12 protein-coding genes are annotated in these 20,662 nt (G+C 71.4%); 4 read left to right on the top strand and 8 right to left on the bottom strand.

What is annotated here, in order from left to right; genetic code table 11:
- Positions 1–10: 10 nt before the first annotated feature.
- The 5 genes from infB to WMF45_RS32355 form a co-directional block, all read right to left on the bottom strand.
- Positions 11–3,130 carry a translation initiation factor IF-2 gene (gene infB / locus WMF45_RS32335; protein ID WP_437708894.1) on the bottom strand — a complete coding sequence of 1,040 codons (3,120 nt, stop codon included), beginning with the start codon at positions 3,128–3,130 and terminating at the stop codon, positions 11–13.
- 15 nt (positions 3,131–3,145) lie between these two features.
- The gene (locus tag WMF45_RS32340) at positions 3,146–4,297 is read right to left on the bottom strand and encodes a YlxR family protein (protein ID WP_437708895.1); all 1,152 of its coding nucleotides are present in this window, start codon (positions 4,295–4,297) and stop codon (positions 3,146–3,148) included.
- A 27-nt stretch (positions 4,298–4,324) separates the two neighbouring features.
- Entirely contained in the window at positions 4,325–5,968 is a 1,644-nt protein-coding gene (nusA, locus tag WMF45_RS32345) for a transcription termination factor NusA (RefSeq protein ID WP_437293702.1), read from the bottom strand.
- A 30-nt stretch (positions 5,969–5,998) separates the two neighbouring features.
- Entirely contained in the window at positions 5,999–6,646 is a 648-nt protein-coding gene (gene rimP, locus WMF45_RS32350) for a ribosome maturation factor RimP (RefSeq protein ID WP_437708896.1), read from the bottom strand.
- 314 nt (positions 6,647–6,960) lie between these two features.
- Positions 6,961–8,145 (bottom strand): phosphoglycerate dehydrogenase, encoded by a 1,185-nt coding sequence (locus tag WMF45_RS32355; protein ID WP_437708897.1) that lies wholly within the window; start codon positions 8,143–8,145, stop codon positions 6,961–6,963.
- A gap of 61 nt (positions 8,146–8,206) precedes the next feature.
- On the opposite strand from WMF45_RS32355, the gene WMF45_RS32360 reads away from it, so the two are divergent.
- Positions 8,207–9,238, top strand: a complete 1,032-nt coding sequence (locus WMF45_RS32360) for an FG-GAP repeat domain-containing protein (RefSeq protein ID WP_437708898.1) — start codon at positions 8,207–8,209, stop codon at positions 9,236–9,238.
- Here the strand turns inward: WMF45_RS32360 and WMF45_RS32365 are convergent.
- From WMF45_RS32365 to WMF45_RS32375, 3 genes are read right to left on the bottom strand one after another with little or no spacing between them, the layout of a single operon-like run.
- Positions 9,195–11,012: a hypothetical protein gene (locus WMF45_RS32365; RefSeq protein ID WP_437708899.1), complete on the bottom strand. Its 1,818-nt coding sequence runs from the start codon at positions 11,010–11,012 to the stop codon at positions 9,195–9,197. The two genes, WMF45_RS32360 and WMF45_RS32365, sit on opposite strands and share 44 nt — an antisense overlap.
- Positions 11,013–11,024: 12 nt before the next feature.
- A complete protein-coding gene (locus WMF45_RS32370; RefSeq protein ID WP_437708900.1) occupies positions 11,025–11,669 on the bottom strand; it encodes a hypothetical protein in 645 nt (214 codons plus the stop codon).
- Between the two features lie 15 nt (positions 11,670–11,684).
- Positions 11,685–13,370, bottom strand: a complete 1,686-nt coding sequence (locus WMF45_RS32375) for a protein kinase domain-containing protein (protein ID WP_437542728.1) — start codon at positions 13,368–13,370, stop codon at positions 11,685–11,687.
- A gap of 969 nt (positions 13,371–14,339) precedes the next feature.
- Between WMF45_RS32375 and WMF45_RS32380 the strand changes: the two genes are divergently transcribed.
- The 3 genes from WMF45_RS32380 (at position 14,340) to WMF45_RS32390 (ending at position 20,557) form a co-directional block, all read left to right on the top strand.
- Positions 14,340–16,142, top strand: coding sequence for a protein kinase domain-containing protein (locus WMF45_RS32380; RefSeq protein ID WP_437708901.1), 1,803 nt, complete (start codon positions 14,340–14,342; stop codon positions 16,140–16,142).
- Between the two features lie 237 nt (positions 16,143–16,379).
- On the top strand, positions 16,380–19,022 hold the full coding sequence (locus tag WMF45_RS32385; protein ID WP_437708902.1) for a TonB-dependent receptor domain-containing protein: 2,643 nt from the start codon (positions 16,380–16,382) through the stop codon (positions 19,020–19,022).
- A gap of 8 nt (positions 19,023–19,030) precedes the next feature.
- Positions 19,031–20,557, top strand: coding sequence for a hypothetical protein (locus WMF45_RS32390; RefSeq protein WP_437708903.1), 1,527 nt, complete (start codon positions 19,031–19,033; stop codon positions 20,555–20,557).
- The last annotated feature ends 105 nt before the right edge of the window (positions 20,558–20,662 follow it).

Below are 20,662 nucleotides of genomic sequence, written 5' to 3' on the forward strand. Positions count from 1 at the left end.
CGGATGAGGCTCAGAGCTTCGTCTTGACCTCTTCGATCTCGAAGCTCTCGATGATGTCGCGCTCCTTGATGTCCGAGTAGCCCTCGAGCGAGATACCGCACTCGAACCCCTCGACCACCTCTTTCACGTCATCCTTGAACCGGCGCAGCCCCGACAGGCGACCCGTCCAGACCACGGCGTTGTCCCGGATGAGGCGCGCCTCGCCGGTGCGCTTGACCGAGCCGCTGATGGCCATGCAGCCGGCGACCGTGCCCGCCTTCGTGATCTTGAAGACCTGGCGGACCTCGGCGCGGCCGAGGACCTTCTCCACCTTGGTCGCGGGGAGGAGCCCCTCCATCGCGCTTCGGATGTCGTCGACGGCGTTGTAGATGATGTTGTAGAGCCGGATCTCGACGCCTTCGTTCTCGGCCAGAGCGCCCGCCTTGCCGGCCGGCCTGACGTTGAAGCCGACGATGATCGCCTTCGACGCGACCGCCAGGTTGACGTCGCCCTCGGTGATGCCGCCGACGGCGCCGTTCACGATCGTGACCTTCACCTTCTGGGTCGAGAGCTTCGCCAGCGCGTGGACGATCGCCTCGACCGAGCCCTGCACGTCGCCCTTGATGATCAGCTTGAGCTCGAGCTGATCGGCCTCCTGCAGGTTCTTCGTGATGGACTCGAGCGAGACGCGCGAATCCTGCGGAATGAGCGTCTTCGACGCCTTCTTGCGGCGGGTCTCGGCGATCTCCTCCGCGGTCTTCCCGTCCTTGACGGCGTGGACGGGATCACCCGCGCTCGGCACCTCGTTGAGGCCGAGGACCTCGACGGGCGTCGCGGGGCCGGCCTCGGCGACGGAGCGCCCGAGCTCGTCGGTCATCGCCCGGACCTTGCCCCACGCGGCGCCGGCCAGGAGGATGTCGCCCGTGCGGAGCGTGCCGTCCTGGACCATGACGCGCGCGACCGGGCCGCGGCCACGATCGAGCAGCGCCTCGATGACGGTGCCGCTGGCGCGCTTCTTCGGGTTGGCGCGGAGGTCCTGGACCTCGGCGAGGAGCAGGACCGACTCGAGGAGCTGGTCGATGCCCTGCCCCATCTTCGCCGACACGCTGCAGAACATCGTCTCGCCGCCCCACTCCTCGGGCTGCAACCCGAGCGCGGCGAGGTCGCGCTTGATCTTGTCGGCGTCGGCGCCCGGCTTGTCGATCTTGTTCACCGCGACGAGGATCGGCACCTTCGCGGCCTGGGCGTGCGAGATCGCCTCCTTGGTCTGAGGCATCACGCCGTCGTCGGCCGCGACCACCAGGATCACGATGTCGGTGAGCGAGGCGCCGCGGGCGCGCATCGCCGTGAACGCCTCGTGGCCCGGCGTGTCGAGGAACGCGATCGTGCCGCGCGGCGTCTCGACGCGGTAAGCGCCGATGTGCTGGGTGATCCCGCCGGCCTCTCCCTCGGCGACCGTGGCCTTCCTGATCCTGTCGAGGAGCGAGGTCTTGCCGTGGTCGACGTGGCCCATGACGGTGACGATGGGCGGCCGGATCTCGACCTCCTCGTCGGTGTCGGCCCCGGCCTGCATGGCCGCGGTCAGCGTGTCCTGCTCGCTGACGGCCACGTCCTCGACGCTCCAGCCGAACTCGCTGGCGAGGATCTTCGCCGTCTCCGCGTCGAGCGTGCTGTTGATGTTCACGCCCGTCATGCCCATCGACAGGAGCCGCATGAGCACGTCCGTCGCCTTCAGGCTCATCTTCGCGGCGAGCTGCTGAAGCGTGACCTGCTCCTCGATCTTGATGACCTTCTTGTGCGAGGCCATCTCCTGCGTGGAGACCTGGACCGGCTTGCGCGGGAGCCCGCCGCCTCCCGGGCGCTGCCGCCCGAACATCCCCGGGCGAGTGTTCCGACCGCCCATGGGCCGACCGCCCGGACCGAAGCTAGGACCGCCAGGGCGCGCTTGCTGGGCGTTGGCGCGCGGATCGTAGGTCGTGCGGCGCGCCGGCGGTGTGCCGGTGCGTGCAGCCGGCATCGTGACGCCGGGGCGCCCCTGCCAGACCTCGATGCCGGTCTTCGGCGGCGAGGACGGGCGACGCGGCGCCTGTCCCGGCGCGCCGGCCGGCTCTTCCGGCTTGGCCGCGGGCGCAGGCGGCGTGGTCGGCCGAGCGCCCGGGCGGGCGGCGGCCGGAGCTGCAGGCCGCTGCGGCGCGGGCGGCGGCGACGTCGGCCGCGACGCCCCCTGCGCTGGAGCAGGCGCCGAGGGCGCGGCTTGCGGCCGGGTCGGCGTCTGCGCCGCGGCTGCTCCGGGCGCTGCGGCTGCTGCGGCAGGCGCAGGCGCTGCGGCAGGCGCAGGCGCTGCGGCAGGCGCAGGCGCTGCGGCAGGCGCCGCCGCTGCGGGCGCTGCGGCAGGCGCAGGGATCGGCGCGGGCGCAGCCGCCTGCGCGGGGGCGGCAGCTGGCGCCTCGGGCGCAGCCGCAGCGGGGACGGGCGCCGGCGCGGCGGCGGTGGCAGGCGGCGCCGCGACAGGCGGCGCAGGCTTCGGCTCGGGCGAGGTCACCTTCGTCTCCTCCGCGGCCGCGGACGCCGCGGCAGGCGCGGTTGCTGCGGGAGCGGGAGCCGCCGGGGGCGGCGGCGCAGGGGGCGCAGCCGCAACAGGCGGCATCGCCGGGGCAGGCGCATTGGGCGCGGGTGCGGGAGCAGGCTCGCGCGGGCTCACGGCGACGACCGGCTCGGGGGCCGGCGCCGAGGGCGCTGCGACGGGAGCGGCGGGCGGCGCAACGGGGCGGCGGGGCGCTTCTTCCTGAGCGGCGCGCTCGAGCGGCGGCGAAGCCAGAGCGGGCTCAGCCGCAGGCCGAGAGGGCGCAGGCTCCGGAGCAGCGCGAACGGGCGCCTCCGACAGGTCAGGCCCGCGGCCCGGCGAGGACGGCTCGGGCTCGGCCCCGGGCCGAGCGCGGCGCTTGACGACCGTGGGGCGGATCCTCTCCTCCACCACCTCAGGCGACTTTTGCCGCTCGAGGTGCCGCTTCACCCGCTCGACGACGTCGGACTCGACGGCGCTCATGTGATTGCGCACGTCGCCTATACCCATGGACTGGAAGAGCGCGACCAGCGTCTTCTGGTCCATGTTCAGCTGCTTGGCGACCTCGTAGACCCGGACTTTGCTCATGCACCTCGCTCCACGTTAACCAATCCGCCTCACCCATCCGCGCGGGCGACGATTTGCGGCCACTCTGTCCACCGTCGAGGCGCGTCCGGTAGGACCGGACACCGCCGCCCTGCCCCCGACCGCGCCGCCTCCCCCCATGCCCGGCGCAGTAGCAAGAAGCCGACCGGACCCACTCTCCGGCACCCGCCGCTCGTCGCGGCTGGTAAGCGCGCCCTCCAGGCTGCCGGGTCTTCCCCCGACATCCTCGGACACCGAGAGAACCCCGGCCCCGGAGTTCTCGAGCTCCACGCCCGACGTCCCCGGCCCGCGGCGACGCGAGAGGCCAGCATGGCCAGGCGGCGCCTTCCGTTGCTCGGGGCTCCCACCCTCTTCTGATCGGGCGGCCGCGCTGCGCGAAGGCCGCCCCCTGCGACCGGCGCCGCGGCGCCCGCCCTCCGCGGCTTCCTCGCCCCGCTCGACGCGCGCGCACGTGTCCACGACGTGCGCGGCGTTCGCGATGGCAGCGGCGATCGACGTCGCAGAGATCGCCATCACGGCCACGCCGCGCTCGCGCGGGCCGCCCGCCAGGGCGCCGAGCCCCTGCGTGCTGCCCCACGCGACGGCGCGCCCTTCGGCGACGGCGCGCCGGACCTCCGGCAGATCCGCGCCTGCCGCGGCGTCGCACGCGACCAGGACGAGCGCGGCCTCACCCCGCACGCACGACCCAACGACCGCATCGGCGCCGATCGCCGCGCTCTGGGAGCGGACGGCGGCACGGACGAGCCCGTGGAGCCGGCGCTCGGTAGCCCCTCGGATCGCCCGCGCCAGCGAGACGGTCGTGAGCGGCTCGACGCCCTGCGCCTGATCGCCGGCGCCCTCGGCGCCTCCTCCAGCGGCCCCCACGATCGCGTGGACACGTCCCTTCGCGGCGCGGGCGAGCCCCCGGGCGACCGCCGCCGAGAGGCAGCCCTGCTGCGGGTGGACGTGTGCGCCCCGCCCGAACCCGCCGTCGCCCGGATCGACCGCGAGCACACCGCCGGGACCAAGGATGAGCCGGACGAGCGGACGAGCGCCGCGGACGTCGTCGACGCCGACGCGCTCCCCGCAGCCGACGCACGTGCGCACTCGCCCCTTCTCGAAGGGCTCACGCTCACCCGCGTCGCTCTGTCTGCTCACTGCTGATCCCATCCTCGGTCCTCTACTTCTCCTCGCAGCCTACGCGTGCCTCACTTCTGCGGCGCGACGAACGTCCGCCCGCGCCGCATCGAGCACCTTCTGCTCGCTTTCAACGAAATCCCGCGCCCCCTGCTTGATGGCGCGCGCCTTCTTGATGCCGAGGCCGGTGCGGATCGCCAGCCGATCCTCGTCCTCCCGCAGCACGTCCTCGACGCTGCGGTACCCGGCCTCTTCGAGCAACACCACCGTCCGATCGCCGACGCCACGGATGAACATCAGCCGTTCGCGGTCGGTGAGCGGCTCGGTGCGCGAGCTCGCGGAGCGGATGCGCTCCTGCCGCAGCCGCTCCATCGTGGTGTCCGCCTGCGACTTGATGCGATCGGCGGCCTCGACGCCGCCGAGACCCGGGATGGCCGCGAGCTCCTCGACCGAGGCCTCGCTGACCTCCTCGAGCGCGCGGAAGCCGAGCCGGTACATGGACTTGGCGATCTGCTCCGTCACCACGTCCATCTGCTGCAAGGCGGAGATCGCCTCTTCTTCCATCTGCTTGAACTTGGTCTCGCTGATGATGTCGAGCTTCCAGTTCGTCAGCTGCGCGGCGAGCCGCACGTTCTGGCCCTTGCGCCCGATCGCGAGCGACAGCTTCTCGTCCGGCACCACGAGCTCCATGCGCCCGTCGGCCTCGTCGACGATCACCTTGTGCACCTCGGCCGGCTGGATCGCGGCGATGACGTAGCGCGCCGGATCGCGATCGAACGGCACGATGTCGATCTTCTCGCCGCGGAGCTCCTGGACGACCGCCTGCACGCGCGAGCCCTTCATGCCCACGCACGCGCCCACCGGGTCGACGTCCGCGTCGCGGCTGGTCACCGCGATCTTCGAGCGGGCGCCCGGCTCCCGGGCGACCGACACGATCCGCACGATGCCCTCGTAGATCTCGGGGACCTCGGCCTCGAAGAGCTTCTCGACGAGCCGGGGATCGGAGCGAGAGAGGATGACCTGCGGGCCGCGGGCCTCGCGATCGATGTCCTTCACGTACGCCACGATGCGGTCCCCGGGCCGGTACGTCTCGCGCGGCGTCTGCTCGCGGAACGTGAGCACGCCCTCGGTGCGGCCGATGTCGACGATGATGTTGTTGCCCTTCTCGAACCGCCGCACGATGCCGCGGATGAGCTCGCCCTTGCGATCCTTGTACTCGTTGAAGATGAGATCACGCTCGGCGTCGCGCACGCGCTGCAGCAGGACCTGCTTCGCCGTCTGCGCGGCGATGCGCCCGAAGGTCGTGCGGCCGTGCTTGAGCTTCAGGATGTCGCCGTATTCCTTGTCCTGATCGCGCGCCTTCTCCGCGTCCTCGGGCCGCCAGAAGACCTGGAAGCCGAGCTCCTCGCCCAGCGTCGCATCCAGCTTCAGCTTGTCCACGTCAGTGATGGAGATCTCGCGCTCCGGCTCCGTCACGGCCTCGACCACGGTCATGTACTGGAAGAGGTCGATCTGCCCGGTGTCCTCGTTGAAGCGCGCCTCGAGCTCGCGGGTGGGGCCGAAGACGCTCTGCGCGGCCTTCAAGATCGCGGCCTCGATCGTCTCGACGAGGATCTTCTTGTCGATCCCCTTCTCCTTCGCGACCTGATCGAGGATGCTGCCGAGGCTCGTCTCCGAGGTCGGCATCGCTGCCATCGTTGCCATGACGTCCCTGTCTCCTGATCTTTCTTCTCTCTACTTGCGCTTCTCGGAGCCGCGCTCGCTCCGCTTTGAGCCCGACCGCGGAGCCGCCTCCGCGAGCTGCTTCTTCTGCCCCGACTCCTTAGCGGGCTCCTTGCCCTGCCGCTGCCCCTTCTTGGGCTGCGCCGTGAGCTCGAAGACGAGGCGCGCCTCCACGACATCCGCGAACGGGACCGCGATCCGCTTGCCGTCGACCAGCACGGCGACCTGCCCCTCCGGAGCCTCGAGGAGCTCGCCCCGGAGCAACCGCTGACCGTCCTGCGCGGGGCGCGCCAGCTTCACCTTCGCTGTCCTGCCGAGGAAACGAGCGAACTCGGCCGCTGTACGCAGCCGCCGGTCGAGGCCAGGCGAGCTGACCTCGAGGTTGTAATGGTTGGGTATGAGATCCTCGGCGTCGAGGACCGATGAGACCTCGCGCGACACGTCCGCGCAGTCCTCGAGTGTGACCCCGCCGCCCACGTCGTCCGCGTGGTCCGCGTCCTGGCGCTCGATCGTGAACCGCAGCGTCCAGCCCGCCCGCTCCGTGATCCACTCCAGATCGACGAGCGTGACCCCAAGCGAGGCCAGCACCGGCGCGACGGCGTCACGAACGCGCCCGAGGTCGAACACGGCTCTGGTCGAAGGCTCTATGGGTTGCTGCATGTGAGAGACGTCACTTTCGGCGGATCCAGGTCCTCCCAGCGCGATCGGCCCCGAGCGAGGGCGCCCGGTGCCTCTGCGCCAAAAAAAAAGAGCCGATTCCCCGAACTGGGAACCCGGCTCGCGGATCCGCCTAGTTGTCGGCGGACAACCTAGTCGAATGCGGGCCTTCATGCAAGGGGGGATACGGGCAAACCGCCCCTGCGCGGACGGAGATCTCCCGCCGGTTCCTCCTCACGGCGGCCTGCGGCGCGTCAGCGCTGGAGCGCTCCCCGCCGCGCGGCGGTCACGCGACGCGCCCGCCGGGTCCGTCAGCGTTATGCCAGATTCGGCAGCGCGACGATATCGACGTGCAGGACCTCCTCGAACGCCGCGATTTCCTTCAGACAGGCCTCGCTCGGCCGGCCGGAGACGCGCATCTTCGTGCAGGTCGCAGTGGCCCCCTCGAAGACGGTGTTTGAAATCTCCTCGATGTTGATCCCGTGGCGTTTCATGACGCTGAGGGTGTTCGCGAGGACGCCGACCTTGTCCATCATCCGGACGACGACCGCGTAGCGGGCGGGCGACGTGGCGCAGATGTTGACCACGTTGGGCAGCTCCTCCTCCGTCATGAAGGCCCGGATGATCCGGGCTGTCTCGAGGGCTACCGCGCGCTGGGCCTGCTCCGTCTGCGCGCCGACGTGCGGGGTGCCGTAGACGAGCCCTCGAGCAAGGAGGTGCGACTCGAACGGCGCCGAGCTCTTGTCAGGCTCGGTGGCGAACACGTCAAGGCCGACCCGCAGCCCCTTGCGCGGGATGAGCTCCTCGAGCGCGGCGTAGTCCATCACCTCGGGGCGCGCGGCGTTCACGACGATGGCGCCGTCGGGGAGCGCCTCGAGGACGCTCCGGCTGACGATGCCGCGCGTCTGCGGGGTGGCCGTCAGGTGGACGGTGAAGATGTCAGAGCGGGCAGCCAGATCCTCCAAGGTCCGCGCATAGCTGACGTCCAGCTTGGCGGCGCGGCCCGGCGTCAACGAGCGCGACCAGGCGTGCGGCTCGAGCCCGAACGCGCGGGCGCGCAGGAGCACGTCACGACCGATCGCGCCGAGCCCCGCGATCCCGATCCGCCGACCGAACAGGCCACGGGCCACCGAGTACTTCGCCTTCTCCCAGCGGCCGGCGCGGAGCTCCGACGTCGCATCGACCAGGCGGCGGTCCAGCGCGAGGATGAACGCCATCGTCAGCTCTGCCACCGCGGTCGCGTTCTTGCCGGGACAGTTCGCCACGTAGATGCCGCGCGCGCTCGCGGCCGCGACGTCGATCGTGCCCACGCCGACCCCTGCCCTCACGATCAGGTTGAGCTGCCGCCCAGACGCGATCGCCTTCGCCGTGACCTCCGTGGAACGAACGACGAGAATGCCGATCCCGTCGAGGGCCGCTGGCAGCGTGTCTCTGGTGAGCTCCGGCCGGGACTCGATCTCGATCCCGAGCACCTTGAGCTCTTCCAGAGCCGAGAGGTCCATTTTGTCGGCTACTAGCAGGCGCATGCGGACGGGAACCGTAACAGAAAAGCTCTCGCTGACGATGGGCGTTCTACGCCTCGTCTGCGTCGTCTGCGTCAGTTGCGCCAGCTCATGCGCCAGCGATCATCAGGTTTCTCCCTGGGGTGCAGCGGGCAGACCGACGCTCGGCGCGTTCGTCGCGCCCCCGGACCTCGACGCTCGGCTGCACGCCATCGACGTGGAGGCCGCCGAGCTCGGGCTGAAGCTCGAGGTCGAGCTCCGCGGCGCGCTACGGCGCGTCGGCGAGGTGGTGGTGCGCGGCTACAGCGGGACCGACGCGCTCGGGCGCCGCACCTCGGCGGTCCGCGTGGCGACGCCGCACGGCGTGGTCATCGCCGCGGGGCCCCTCGACAGCGGGCGCGTGGACCGCAGACAGGCGACCCAGCTGATACCGTCGCTCCTCCCCGGCCACGAGCCGGAGGCGACGGAGCAGCTCGGGGTGTTCCGCTCCGGGACCGATCTCAACCGAGACGGCTCTCCGGACGTCGTGCTCAGAAACGAGGGAGGCGAGCTGGAGATCTGGGCCGTGCAGCCGCTCGGCGCGGCCCGGTACGCCGTCGAGCTCGCGGCGCCGCCGCGGTTCGCGCTCGACGTCGACCAGGATGGCATCCTGGAGCTCGCCGGCCGGATCCCGCTGGACGAGGGGGATCCCATCGCGCCGGATCTCCTCGACGTCGCGGGGTTCGAGGGAGATCGCTACACGCACCGCGGCAGCGTCGCTCGAGCGTTCCATCGAAAGCGCGCGGAAGGCCCCGGCGCGGAGAAGGCCGGCCAGGGCAAGCGACAGGAGCCGCCGAAGGACGACGCCGCGCGCCTGCGGGGAGCGCTCGAGCGGGCCTGGCACGCGGTGCTCGCGGGCAGGCCGGCGGCCGAGGCGCTCGCGACGCTCGACCGAGAGCCGGTGACGCCGGCGCTCCGAGGCGCGTTCTCGGCGCACCGCGCGCGCGTCGCGGGCGCGAGCGCGGCGGCCGCGAGCGGTCCACCGGCGCCGCCCGGCGCGGGCGGCGTCCCTACTCGTCCGCAGGGAGCATCGGAAACGCCTGCTCGAAGGTGACGAGGATGTCGCCAGGGAGCGCGTCAGGCTCCTTGTAGCCCCGCGTCAGCGGCACCCCCCAGTCGGCGCGCATGACGACGCGGCTGAGCTGCGGGAAGAGGGCCCGTACCCCGAAGCCAGCCGACTGCTTGAGGCGCAGATCATCGAAGCCGTCGAAGGCGTCGCCGGCGTCGAAGAAGGCCGCGCCCGCGACCTGGCACGACCAGATCTCGAGGGGCCGCGTGCGGAGCTCCAGGTTCGCGGAGAGCACGTCCTCGCCGATGAACGCCGCCGTCGGGTACCCGCGGAGCCGTGTGTCGCCGCCGAGGACCAGCTTCCGGTTCAGGTAGTTCCTGTACCGGTCGAACAGGCGCACGTCGAACACGAGCCGCCCGACGCCGAAGCTCGGCGTGTGAACCCGCGCGCGCGCCTCGATGGAGGCGTCGAAGATCTGCGAGCCGTCGAGCTCGGTGACCGTCTCGACCACGCCGCGCGCGAGGCCGTCGCCGAGCGCGACGGTGTACGCGGCCGCGGCGGAGATCCCGAGGAAGCTCCGGCTGGAGTTGAGCGCGGTCGTGACCGGATAGATCAGGATCGCGAGCTCGTGCCCCAGCCGGTAGTCCTCCTGCAGCGCGAGCGTGTTGAAGTCGAGGACGCGCAAGAAGCGGGTCGAGTACGTCGCGTACTTGAACGTCGGCGCGACACGGGTGTCGCTCACAGGCATCACGCGCTTTTCGAACTCGGCGATCGCGGCAGGAGCGAGGCCCCCGGGCGCGTCAAGGCGATAGGCCTTGCGGCTCGCCTCGATGCCCACCGAGACGTCGTGCTTCACGGCCGAAGACCTCGATGCGCCGCCGCCGAAGCTGCGCGTGACGGCGTAGCTGCCCACCAGGAGATCGCTCCGGTAGCGGTACGGGACGCGATCGTCCCCCGGCGTGGCCTCCGCGTCGAAGGTGGCGAGCTTCGTGCCGATGAAGCGGCGGGTCACCTCGTCGCGCCAGGAGATCTCGAGTTCCCAGGCCCACTCCGCCTGCGTGGCGTAGAGCGGCTGCCCGTAGATGAACTCGCCGCTCGATCCCTCGAGCTTGCCGGTCTCCCGGTCGGTGATCGCGTTCGCCTGGGTCCGCAGCCGCACGTGGCTGCCCCCGATGCGCGGCATCGCGTAGGTGACGCCGAGCGAGAGCGCGCCGGGATCGAGCGCGAGCTGCGCCGCGACGGAGTGGTGGATACCGAGCAGGTTCTGCTCGCTGGGCTGCAGGAACAGGTACTCGAGCTGCCCGCCGGCGATGCGGTAGTCCGAGTTGAGGCGCAGGCTCCAGACGTCCTTGGTGACGACGGCGACGCGCACCCGATCCGGAGCGCCGCCTCGCACGGCGAAGACGAGGACGAGCGACAGCTGGATCAGCTCGCGCAGGTGGCGCGCCGACTCGTCGGCGAGCGCCTGCTCGTAAGGGCGCCCGGCCGCGAGCAGCACCTCGCGCCGGATGACGTACGGCCGCGAGAGGGCGTGGAACCAGTTCAGGAAGGCGGGCGCAGGATCGCGGTCCTCGATCACCTCGAGCGGGACCACGTCGATCCCCTCGACGATCTTGCCCTCGGGGGCAGGCTCGAGCGTCGCGCCGAGGCGCGACAGGACACGCTCGATGGTGGCGCTCTCGTAGCTCGAATAGCCCTCGCGCCGGCCCGGCGCGGCGGTCGCTGCCGTCCCGCCCTGCTGGGCTTGCGCTTCGATCGCAACGAGCGCCCCGAGGGCCGGGAGCGCGAAGCGCATCAGGACGATCGATGCGCTACGCACGAGCCGCTCGCCTCAGAAGGACTCGTTGGCAGGGTACGTCGCCATGACGTTGATCTTGTACTTCACGTACTGGTGCGGGATCGTCCCCCAGTCGGGCGTCGGCATGGCCCGCTTCACGCAGCGGAGCAGCTCCTTCGTCTTCGCGCGGCTCACCGTCGTCGACTTGCCCACGTAGAGGTTGGTCCGCTTGCGCCGGAAGTCCATCTCGAGGACGAAGCTCACCGTGACGCCCGCCTTGCCGGAAGGGGCGCACTGGACGTTGTCGCGGATCGCGCGCGACAGGCCGTCCTCGAAGAACGTGACGTGATCGCAGCGCTCGGGCGGGGTGGTGCCCGGGCCCGGGTTCTCGCACTTGATCGTGGTGAACGGCGAGAGCTTGACGCCCTCCGACAGCTCGGCGCCCGCGTCGGCGAGCGCGCCCGCGTCCCAGGCGTAGGCGCCGGCGTCAGCCGTCGCGGCGTCCGCGGAGGGGATCGACTCGGGCTTCGGGCGCCGCCACAGGTAGAGCGGCACCGCCACCACGATGAGGCCCGCGACGAGCGCGATGATGATCTGGAGCCGCACGGGGCGCTCGCTGCCGCCGCGACCGAGGTAGCGGTACGGCGAGGGCTGAGACGGCGGACTGGAGGTGGACGGGAACGGAGGCCGGCTGTTCATCGGACGCGCTCAGGCTCAATCGATGAGCGTCCGCGCAGGGCGCCCAGGCTCGCCCTTCACCAGCGTCGCGCCGAGCTCGAGCGTCTCCGGGAGCATCCCCTGAACCTGCGCGACCACCTGCTCGACCACGTGACGGGCCTCGTCGATGCTCGGACCCACGATCGAGACCACGAACTTGAGCGGCCCCGTCCGGCCCGCGACGGCCGGCGTGAGGCTGAGCAGGAGCATCTCGGTCAGATCGATCACCCGCTGCGCCGCCTTCCGCAGGGCGAGCATCTCGAGGATGGTCGGGCGCTCGCTGACCTGGCGGTTCGGCCCGCGCAGCTCGTACCGCGCGACCTGCATCGGCACCTCGGCCCAGTCGGCGAACAGGCCGTCCTCGTCGATCGCCTTCATCAGGTGCTCGCGCACGAGCAGGCCGGTGAGGCCGTCGCGCTTCGCGAGGTACTGCTTCGCGCGCCGGTGCTGCGGGGAGTCCGGGCCGAACGTCACGAGCTTCATCCGGCACTCGCCGACCTGCACCTCGCCGCCGTGCAGCAGCGAGACCTGCGACTTGCGCTCGTAGTTGAAGTCCGCGTAGCTGCCGTTCGTGCTGCCCTGGTCCTCGATGAACCACGAGCCCGTCTGCCACTTCAGGATCGCGTGCGCCCCCGAGACGGTGGCCTCGGGCACGCACAGGCTCTGATCGCTGCGACGGCCGAGCGCGAGCTTCGTGTCGTGCAGCGGCAGCAGGGAGCCCACGATCTCGGGCGCGTTCGTCGCGTACGTCACGAGCAGCGACTGCGCCCCGGGGGTGAAGTTCAGCTTGAGCGCGCCGCCCGGCGGCGGGCCCGGATCGAGGCGCTCGCGCGGCAGCTGGATCGGGCTCGTCGTGAGCTGCGACGGGTTGAAGAAGCGCATGTGCCGCGCCTGCGGCCGCATCGACGGGTCCTCGTTGAGGCCGCGGAAGATCTGCCGCACCTCGTCGATCGACAGGCCCGCCGGCACGTCGAACATGATCTGCTGCTTCATCGTCTTGAGCCGCGGCTTGTAGCCGGGCTCCGGGACGCGGCAGGTCCACATCTCCCAGAGGGTCAACGCCATGGCGTACACGTCGTCCTCGGGGCTCGCGCCGCCGTTGCGCAGCCGCTCGGGAGACATGTAGTTCGGCGTGCCGCCGTCGGGCGGGGCGCCAGGGCGGCGCGCCGAGGCGCGCGCGCGCTCCTGGGCGAAGCCGAAGTCGAGGATCACCGCGCGGCCCTCGGAGACCATCACGTTGCCCGGCTTCAGATCGCCGTGCACGAGGCCCTGCGCGTGGATGGCCGCGAGCCCGTTGCAGACCTCGCTCGCGATCTTGCGGAACTCGTCCGCCGAGTAGCCGCCCTGGGCCTTGCGCTTGCGGATGTGCGTGTGGAGCGTCTGCCCGGGGATCTGCTCCATCACGAGGATGGGGCCCCACGGGCTCGGCGCGAGGTCGTGCACGCGACAGACGTTCGGGTGGCCCACCGAGCGCGCGAGGAGGAGCTCCTGGCGGAGCGCCTCGTCGTCGCCTGGCATGCGCGACTCTTCGCGAACCACCTTGAGGGCCACGGTCTGCTGCGTCGAGCGATCGAAGGCCAGGAAGACCTCGCCCATGCCGCCCTTACCGAGGCTCTGACGGATGTCGTAACGGTCATTGATGACCGTTCCGGCAGTGATGGGAGGAGGGGGTGTCTTGGTCACGGCCCGCGGTGGATAAAAGGAGCGCGAACCGGAGCGTGCCCGACACCGGCTGCGGCGCACAGCGTCGTCCATCTGAACGTCGAGCGCAACGGTCGTTCGGAGGGAGAGGTCAAACCCAGCGCGGCGGCGGCCGCCTACCCGCTGATTTGGGCCGAGATCGCCCCTCCGAACGTCCCGGCCGCCGGGATCTCTTGACGATGACGGCTGATTTGTTTACGCGGCTCGGCCAGCCCGGCGCGACCGCCGCGCGCGCCTGCGCTGGCGTGACGTGCGCCGGGCCAGCGAGCGGTTGAAGCCACGCCCCATCTGCCGGACGGGCGAGAAGAGTGGCTCCTCCGCGATGCCCAGGGGACGGCCAAGCGGACCGATGTTCGTCCGGGACGATGCAGACGGCGCAGAGGACGCAAAGGAAATCGTCCGACTGACGCTGTCCGAGGGCGTGAACTGGAGCGGCGAGGGCGGTCGCGTGCGCGCCGACAGCTCCCTGGCTCCGCGGATGGGCCTCTCGATCGGAGGCACGTCGCTCTCCCTCTCTCTTCATCGACGACTCGCCGACGACGCGAACCGCATCTGGATCGGCGGCCTCGCGCAGAACGCGGCTTCCTGCTCATGGTCGCGGTCCGCCGCAGATCGACCCCCTTCAACCCGCGCGCCGCGCAGCGCTCGCGATGGAGCGATCCGCGCAGACCGAGGCGATGCGCAGGCCGTGCAAACGTCCCGCTCCTGCGCGCGATCCGTCTACGTTCTTCACCGCACAGCGACGCGCCAGCGTCACCGACGTTCAGCCTCGCGCGGCCCGCCACGCCTCACCGACCGCACGGACGGCAGCGCACCACGCTCCACGCATTTCCTGCTTGTATCGTGGCACTGCAGATTGACACCTCAGAGTCGCCTCAGTCACACTGCTCGCGAGGCGGCTGCTGTGTGTCCAATCTTCACCTCCTCCCGCTGCCCGAGGAGAGGCGCGACATGCCTGATAGCCGACAGCGAGAGGTAACCGGCAGCTCGAAGGTCTCGAGGGCTGCCGCGACAGACCCGCTGCTGGGGCGTGTCATCAACGGCCGCTTCAAGATCGTCAGCGTCATCGCCCGCGGCGGCATGGGGAAGGTGTACAGGGCCGAGCAGGCGCCGCTCGGCCGCATCTGCGCGCTCAAGGTGCTGAGCCCCAAGTACGAGGGCGACCACGATCCCGAGTTCCACAGGCGCTTCTTCCTCGAAGCGTCGATCGCGGCGAAGCTCACGCACCCGAACACGGTCACCGTGTTCGACTACGGCCAGAGCGACGACGATATCTACTACATCGCGATGGAGTACATCGAGGGGAAGACCCTGCACCGCGTGCTCCGCGAGGAAGGGCCGTTCTCCGAGGCGCGCGCGGCCCACATCGCGCGCCAGATCTGCCGGTCGCTCCGCGAGGCGCACGGGCTCGGCGTCGTGCACCGCGACCTCAAGCCGGGCAACGTGCTGCTCGTCGATCACGAGGACGAGCACGATCACGTGAAGGTGCTCGATTTCGGGCTCGTCAAGGACACCCAGAGCGGCGAGGACCTGACGCAACAGGGCCTGTTCATGGGCTCGCCCAAGTACATGGCGCCCGAGCAGATCACCGACAGCGAGGTCTCGGCGCGCACCGATATCTACGCGCTCGGCGTGATGATGTACGAGATGCTGTCGGGCCAGGTGCCCTTCGACAAGGGCGCGGGCGTCGGGACGCTCATGTCGCACGTCCACGACCAGATCCCGCCGATGCAGGCCCACAACCCGCAGCTCTCCATCTCGCAGACGATGGAGGGGATCGTCTATCGCTGCCTGGAGAAGGACCCGGCGCATCGCTTCTCGTCGATGAACGAGCTCGTCAACGCGCTCAAGTTCACCGCAGGCGGCATCTCCACGCGAGACACGGGCGAGAACCCGCCCATGCTGTCCGGCACGACGGGCTACCGCGCGTCGCTGCCCTCGTATACGTCGGCCACGGCGTACCCGTCGGCGCCTTCGTATCCGTCTCCGTCGGCGCCTTCGTCTACGTCGGCCACGCCGTACCCATCGGCGCCTTCGCGTCCGTCGGCCACGCCGTACCCGTCGGCCGCTCCGCTCTCGACGACGAGCGATTTTCCGGGCCTCTCCACGCCGTACTCGTCGCCCCCCGCGAGCTCACCCGCGACCTATACGGGCCCCCTCGCCACGGACAGCGCCCTCAAGCCGCCGGCGGCGCCCGTCTTCGTCCCCCCGTCGATCACCGACGCGATGGGGTCGCGCCCTGCGCCGCCCGCGGAGGGGCACTCCTCCGCCCAGACCGGCGTAAGCCCAGGCCGAAAGGTCATCCCCTGGGCGCTCGCCTCGGTCGGGGTCGGCGTCGCCGCCGCCATGCTGGCGCGCGGGCCGGTCGCCCACACGAGCGCGGCGGCACACGAGCAGGGCGCGGTGAGCCCTCCTCCGCTCGCAGCGGCAGCCCCGGCAGCGCCGGCGCCCGCGGCGCGCGGGCTGCACATCGAGAGCACGCCGCCCGGCGCGGCCGTCAGGGAAGGCAACAAGGAGCTCTGCGCCGAGACGCCGTGCGAGATCGTCTGGCGAGGGGCCGCGGCCGCGCTCGCGCTGGAGCACGAGCTCGTGTTCGAGAAGCCGGGCTACAAGCCCGCCACGGTGCGCGTCTCCGGCGCCGAGGAGAAGGTGCGCGCGAAGCTCGACCCGGCCGCGTTCCCGGCGCCCGCGACCCCGAGCAAGCCCAGGGCGAACATCCAGAAGCCCGAGCCGTACAAGAGCAACCCCTACTGACGAGGGCGCGGACGCGCCCCGGCCGCTCTTCTGGTAGAGTCGCCGCGCTTTCGCGGCTGCGACCTCTTACCATGGCCGCAGCGGCTTCGCGTTCGCGCGAGGAGCTCACCGGACGCTCCCCGCGTGGACCCGTCGATGAAGTGTTCGGTGTGACGTGGGGAGCAGCGCCGTCAGCGCTCCCGAGCTCTCGCCGGGATCGCCTTCGCTCCCCGGCCCCGCTGAGGACAGGGCGAACTCATGTCGTCTTCCGATTCCTGCTCGCACCGCCGCCGCGACGACGTCGCGGCGCTCGACCCGACCGACGACGCCCGCGCGGCGCGGCCGCGCGGCGCGACGGCGCTCCGGCGGAAGCTCCTCGCCTGCGCCGTCGCCTTCGGCGCCATGACCGCCGCGCGCGGCGCGCTCGCCGACGCCCGCACCGAGGCGCGCCTCCACTTCCGGGCAGGCATGGATCTCATCGCCCAGAAGCAGTTCGACGAGGGCATCCGGCAGCTCCAGAAGGCCAACGAGATCCTCCCGCACCCGAACGTCACCTTCAACATCGCGCGCGCGCACGCCGAGGCCGGCCACATCGAGCAGGCGCTCGCCGCCTACCGCGAGTACATCGCGAGCGATCCCGCGGACCGCGAGCAGGTGACGCGGATCGTCGAGCAGCTGGAGCAGCGCCTCGCCGCGCAGCGCGCCGCGGCGATCCCCGAGCCGAAGCAGCCGCCGGCGCCCGCGCCGCCGCAGCAGCCGTCGCCGCAGCAGCCCGCCCCGGGCGAGGCGCCCGCCCCGCCGCCCCCCGCCGGGGAGCCCGCCGCGCAGGGCGCGCCCGCGACGGCCGCGACGAAGGCGCCAGGGGCGGGATCGAAGGCGGCCCCCGGCGACGCCGCGAGGATCGTCGGCGCGGCGCGGACCGAGGACGTCTACCAGGAGACGGTCGTCACCGCCTCGCGCGGCGCCCAGAGCCCGCTCGACTCCCCGAACTCGACGACCATCGTGACCCGGCAGGACATCCGGCTCTCCGGGATCACGCGCATCCCCGAGCTGCTCCGGCGCGTCGCCGGCATGGACGTCATGCAAATCACGGGCGGCGACGAGAACGTGTCGATGCGCGGCTTCAACAGCCGCCTCGCCAACAAGATCCTCGTCCTCGTGAACGGGCGCACGGTCAAGAACGACGTGCTCGGCTCGACCTTCTGGGAGGCGCTCTCGATCGACGTGGATCAGATCGAGCGCATCGAGGTGGTGCGCGGCCCGGGCTCCGCGCTCTACGGCGCCGACGCGTTCGCCGGCATCGTCAACATCATCACGATCGAGCCGGGCGTCGGGAAGAGCGGCTTCCGCGCGGGCTACGGCGATCACCGGCAGGGCTACGCGTCGGTGTGGGCCTCCGCGCGCGAGGGCGATTTCGCGTACCGCCTCTCCGCGGGCTACACCCGCTACCCCCGGTGGTCGCGCGAGGTCGCGGACGACCGCATCGACCTCGAGACGAGCGGCCAGAGCCAGGATCTCGGCGCGCAGAACGTCCGCATCGACCTCCGGACCTCGCAGCGGCTCGGGCCGCAGCGCGAGCTCACGGTGGGCGCCGGCTACGCCCGGAGCGAGCTCGACATCTACGGCATCGGCCCCTTCAACGACTACAACCTGGAGGTCGCCAACGCCGACGTCGCGGTCGCGTACCGCAGCGAGAACGTCAACGCGCGGACGTACTACTCGAACCTCGACGGGTACTCGCTGCTCAACGCCGCCTACCTCGGGCACACCCTGTTCGCAGGGCGGCCGCAGCAGCACGTCGTGAACGCCGAGCTCGAGTTCGTGAAGACGCTCCGCGCGCCCGCCCCCGTCGTGCACGACTTCCACATTGGCCTCGGCTACCGGCTCAAGGCGACGTCGTGGAGCTACCTCGAGGACGACATGCCGCTCGAGCACCAGGGCTCGGTGTTCCTCCAGGACTCGATGAAGCTCGGCGAGCGCGTCACGGTGGTCGCGTCCGGGAGGCTCGACTACGTGCCCTACCTGGAGCGGCTCATCCCGTCGCCGCGCGGCTCCGTCATCGTCAAGCCGACCGAGCGCCAGGCGATCCGCCTCTCCGGCTCGACGGCGTTCCGCTCGCCCACGTCGCTCGAGGCCTACGTCGACCTGCCCATCCAGCTCGCGCTGCCCGGCCTCGAGCTCCTCTCGACCTCGAGGACGCCGGGCAGCTCCGAGCGCCCCATCGACCCCGAGCAGATCATCACCGCCGAGGCGAGCTACCTGAACCAGCAGAGCGATTACTTCGAGTTCGAGGTCACCGCGTATTACAACCGCGTGAGCGATCTCATCGTGCTCGCCGAGCCGCAGCGCACGACCCTCTCGCAGCGTGCGCACGGGTCCGGGGGGCTGAACCCGGAGACGGGGAGATACACCTCCGGCTTCGGCGGCTTCGAGAACCAGAGCGACGTCTACCACGTCTTCGGCGGCGAGCTCGGCGGCCGCGTCTACCCCATCGAGGGGCTCGACATCTTCGCCAACTACGCGCTCAACCGCTCGGTGCACCAGCGCCCGGACGGGCGCGACGCGCTCGAGGACGCGCGCACCAGCCGGCACAAGGTGAACGCCGGGGTCCAGGTCCGCACGCCGATCGGCGTCGACGGCGAGATCACGCTCCACTACCAGTCCTCGCAGGTGTGGGCCGAGCAGGTCCCGACGGGGACGGTCATCGCCACGAAACAGTACGAGCTGCCCGCGTACACGCTGCTCAACGCGCGCGTCGGCTACCGCTTCCTGGACCGCGCCGAGATCTCCGCGACCGTGTTCAACGCGCTCGACGGGCTCGGCGACAACGCGCTGCAGATGCACCCGTTCGGCAACCGCATCGGCCGGCGCTTCATGGGATTCTTCAGCTACTCGCTCTAGGCAAGGCCATGCTCCGACCCAGCCCCCGCACCGGTCTCCTCCTGCTCGGCGCGCTCCTCGCGGCCCTCCCGGGCTGCGACGACGTGGAGGTCTTCGTCCCGCTGCCGGACCAGAGCGGCCCCGCCGGGGTGCTCGACGGCACGGTGACGTACTCCGGACCCCGGCCCTGCACGAAGGACGGCCACGTCGTCGGCGCCGCGATCGTGCTCGGCTTCGACACGCGCCTGCTGCCGCCGCCCGAGGGGCTCGGCACCTCGGCCGCGAGCATCGACGTGATCCCCGGCGACGAGCTCTTCGGAGGCCTGGGCGCCGCGCTCGATCGCTCGGAGGACGGCGCGCTCCACTGCCCCGAGCCGGACGAGCCGCCCGTCACCGTGAGCGCTACCTGGAGGCTTTCGCCCCTGGCCGCCGGCACCTACCAGGTCCGCGGTTTTTACGACCACGACGGCAATTTTGACCCCACCTTCAGCATCGCCAACCTGCCGACCCGGGGCGACGTGGCCGGAGGTGCGATCGAGAACGCGACCGAGGTGCTCGATGGCGCCGCCCCGCGGTACCGCGCGATCACGATCGCCGCCCCCATCCCCGAGACGGGCACACGCATCAGCGGCATCGCCGTCACCCTCGGCCTCCCGCTCCCGCTGGAGCGGCCGCTCTTCCACCTCGCCGAGGTGCTCGCGCCGGCGTCCGGCGTCACGCAGAGCCCGAGCGAGGTGGTCATGGCCTCGGACTTCCAGCTGGAGACGTTCAGCCCGGCCAACCCCGCCGGCACCGAGGCGTCGCTGCTGCGCCTGCGGCTCGCCGCGGGGGTGCCGGACAGCGAGGTCGCGCGCGCGGCGAAGCCCCCGCTCTCGCTGCCGGTGGGCGGCGAGCCCGCGCCGACCCTCCTCTACGCGCGGCAGGACGTGAACGGCGACGGGGCGATCGACGGCGACGATCATGTCCCCGACTCGGCCCTGATCCCGGCGCTCTTCCCGATCTCGGTGTTCGCGAAGCAGGACGACGAGGAGCCGCTGACCAGCCAGGCCGCGCCCGCTGTGATCCTCCAGGGGCTCACGATCTACGACGATCTCGTGACCACGGCCACGCTCGGCCCGGAGCCGCTGAACGAGCCGCGAGACAGCGCGCTCATCGGCGTCCGGCCCGCCGCGCTGTGCATGCACCCGACCGAGCCGGAGCGGGGGGGCGTGCTCGTGCTCAGCCACAAGACCGACAAGGAAGGCAACGACATCATCGCGGAGCGGGACGTGGCCCAGGTCGAGGAGGCGCTGAGCCGGCAGTTCGGGCGCACCATCGAGGTCGCGTTCGGCTGCCTGCCCGAGGGGAGCTATGCGCTCAACCTCATCTACGGCACCGGTCAGGCCTGGACCGTGCCCAACGAGGCCGGCGTGTGCGCGCCGTCGGAGGCCGAGATGGCCGACGTCTGCGGCGCGCGGCCGCGCCTCGCGTCGCAGAGCGTCGTGCTGCGCATCGGCCCGCCGGACGACAGCGCGTACTGCGCCGAGCATCCGACGCCGGCGGCCTGCGCGCGGTAAACGCCGCAACGCCGCGGCAGCGTCGGGTCGCGCGCGGCGCGCGGCGCGCGGGTCGCGCGCGGCGCGAAGGCCGACGCGATCCGGGCCCGGGCGCGGTGAAAGCGC

This window comes from Sorangium sp. So ce448 (genome assembly GCF_051520915.1).
GTDB classification, from domain to species: domain Bacteria; phylum Myxococcota_A; class Polyangia; order Polyangiales; family Polyangiaceae; genus Sorangium; species Sorangium cellulosum_B.

Bases quoted from the DNA above. Each gene is read 5' to 3' on its own strand.
- infB (WP_437708894.1), bottom strand. From the start codon at position 3,130: ATGAGCAAAGTCCGGGTCTACGAGGTCGCCAAGCAGCTGAACATGGAC.
- WMF45_RS32340 (WP_437708895.1), bottom strand. From the start codon at position 4,297: ATGGGATCAGCAGTGAGCAGACAGAGCGACGCGGGTGAGCGTGAGCCC.
- nusA (WP_437293702.1), bottom strand. From the start codon at position 5,968: ATGGCAACGATGGCAGCGATGCCGACCTCGGAGACGAGCCTCGGCAGC.
- rimP (WP_437708896.1), bottom strand. From the start codon at position 6,646: ATGCAGCAACCCATAGAGCCTTCGACCAGAGCCGTGTTCGACCTCGGG.
- WMF45_RS32355 (WP_437708897.1), bottom strand. From the start codon at position 8,145: ATGGACCTCTCGGCTCTGGAAGAGCTCAAGGTGCTCGGGATCGAGATC.
- WMF45_RS32360 (WP_437708898.1), top strand. From the start codon at position 8,207: ATGGGCGTTCTACGCCTCGTCTGCGTCGTCTGCGTCAGTTGCGCCAGC.
- WMF45_RS32370 (WP_437708900.1), bottom strand. From the start codon at position 11,669: ATGAACAGCCGGCCTCCGTTCCCGTCCACCTCCAGTCCGCCGTCTCAG.
- WMF45_RS32380 (WP_437708901.1), top strand. From the start codon at position 14,340: ATGCCTGATAGCCGACAGCGAGAGGTAACCGGCAGCTCGAAGGTCTCG.
- WMF45_RS32385 (WP_437708902.1), top strand. From the start codon at position 16,380: ATGTCGTCTTCCGATTCCTGCTCGCACCGCCGCCGCGACGACGTCGCG.
- WMF45_RS32390 (WP_437708903.1), top strand. From the start codon at position 19,031: ATGCTCCGACCCAGCCCCCGCACCGGTCTCCTCCTGCTCGGCGCGCTC.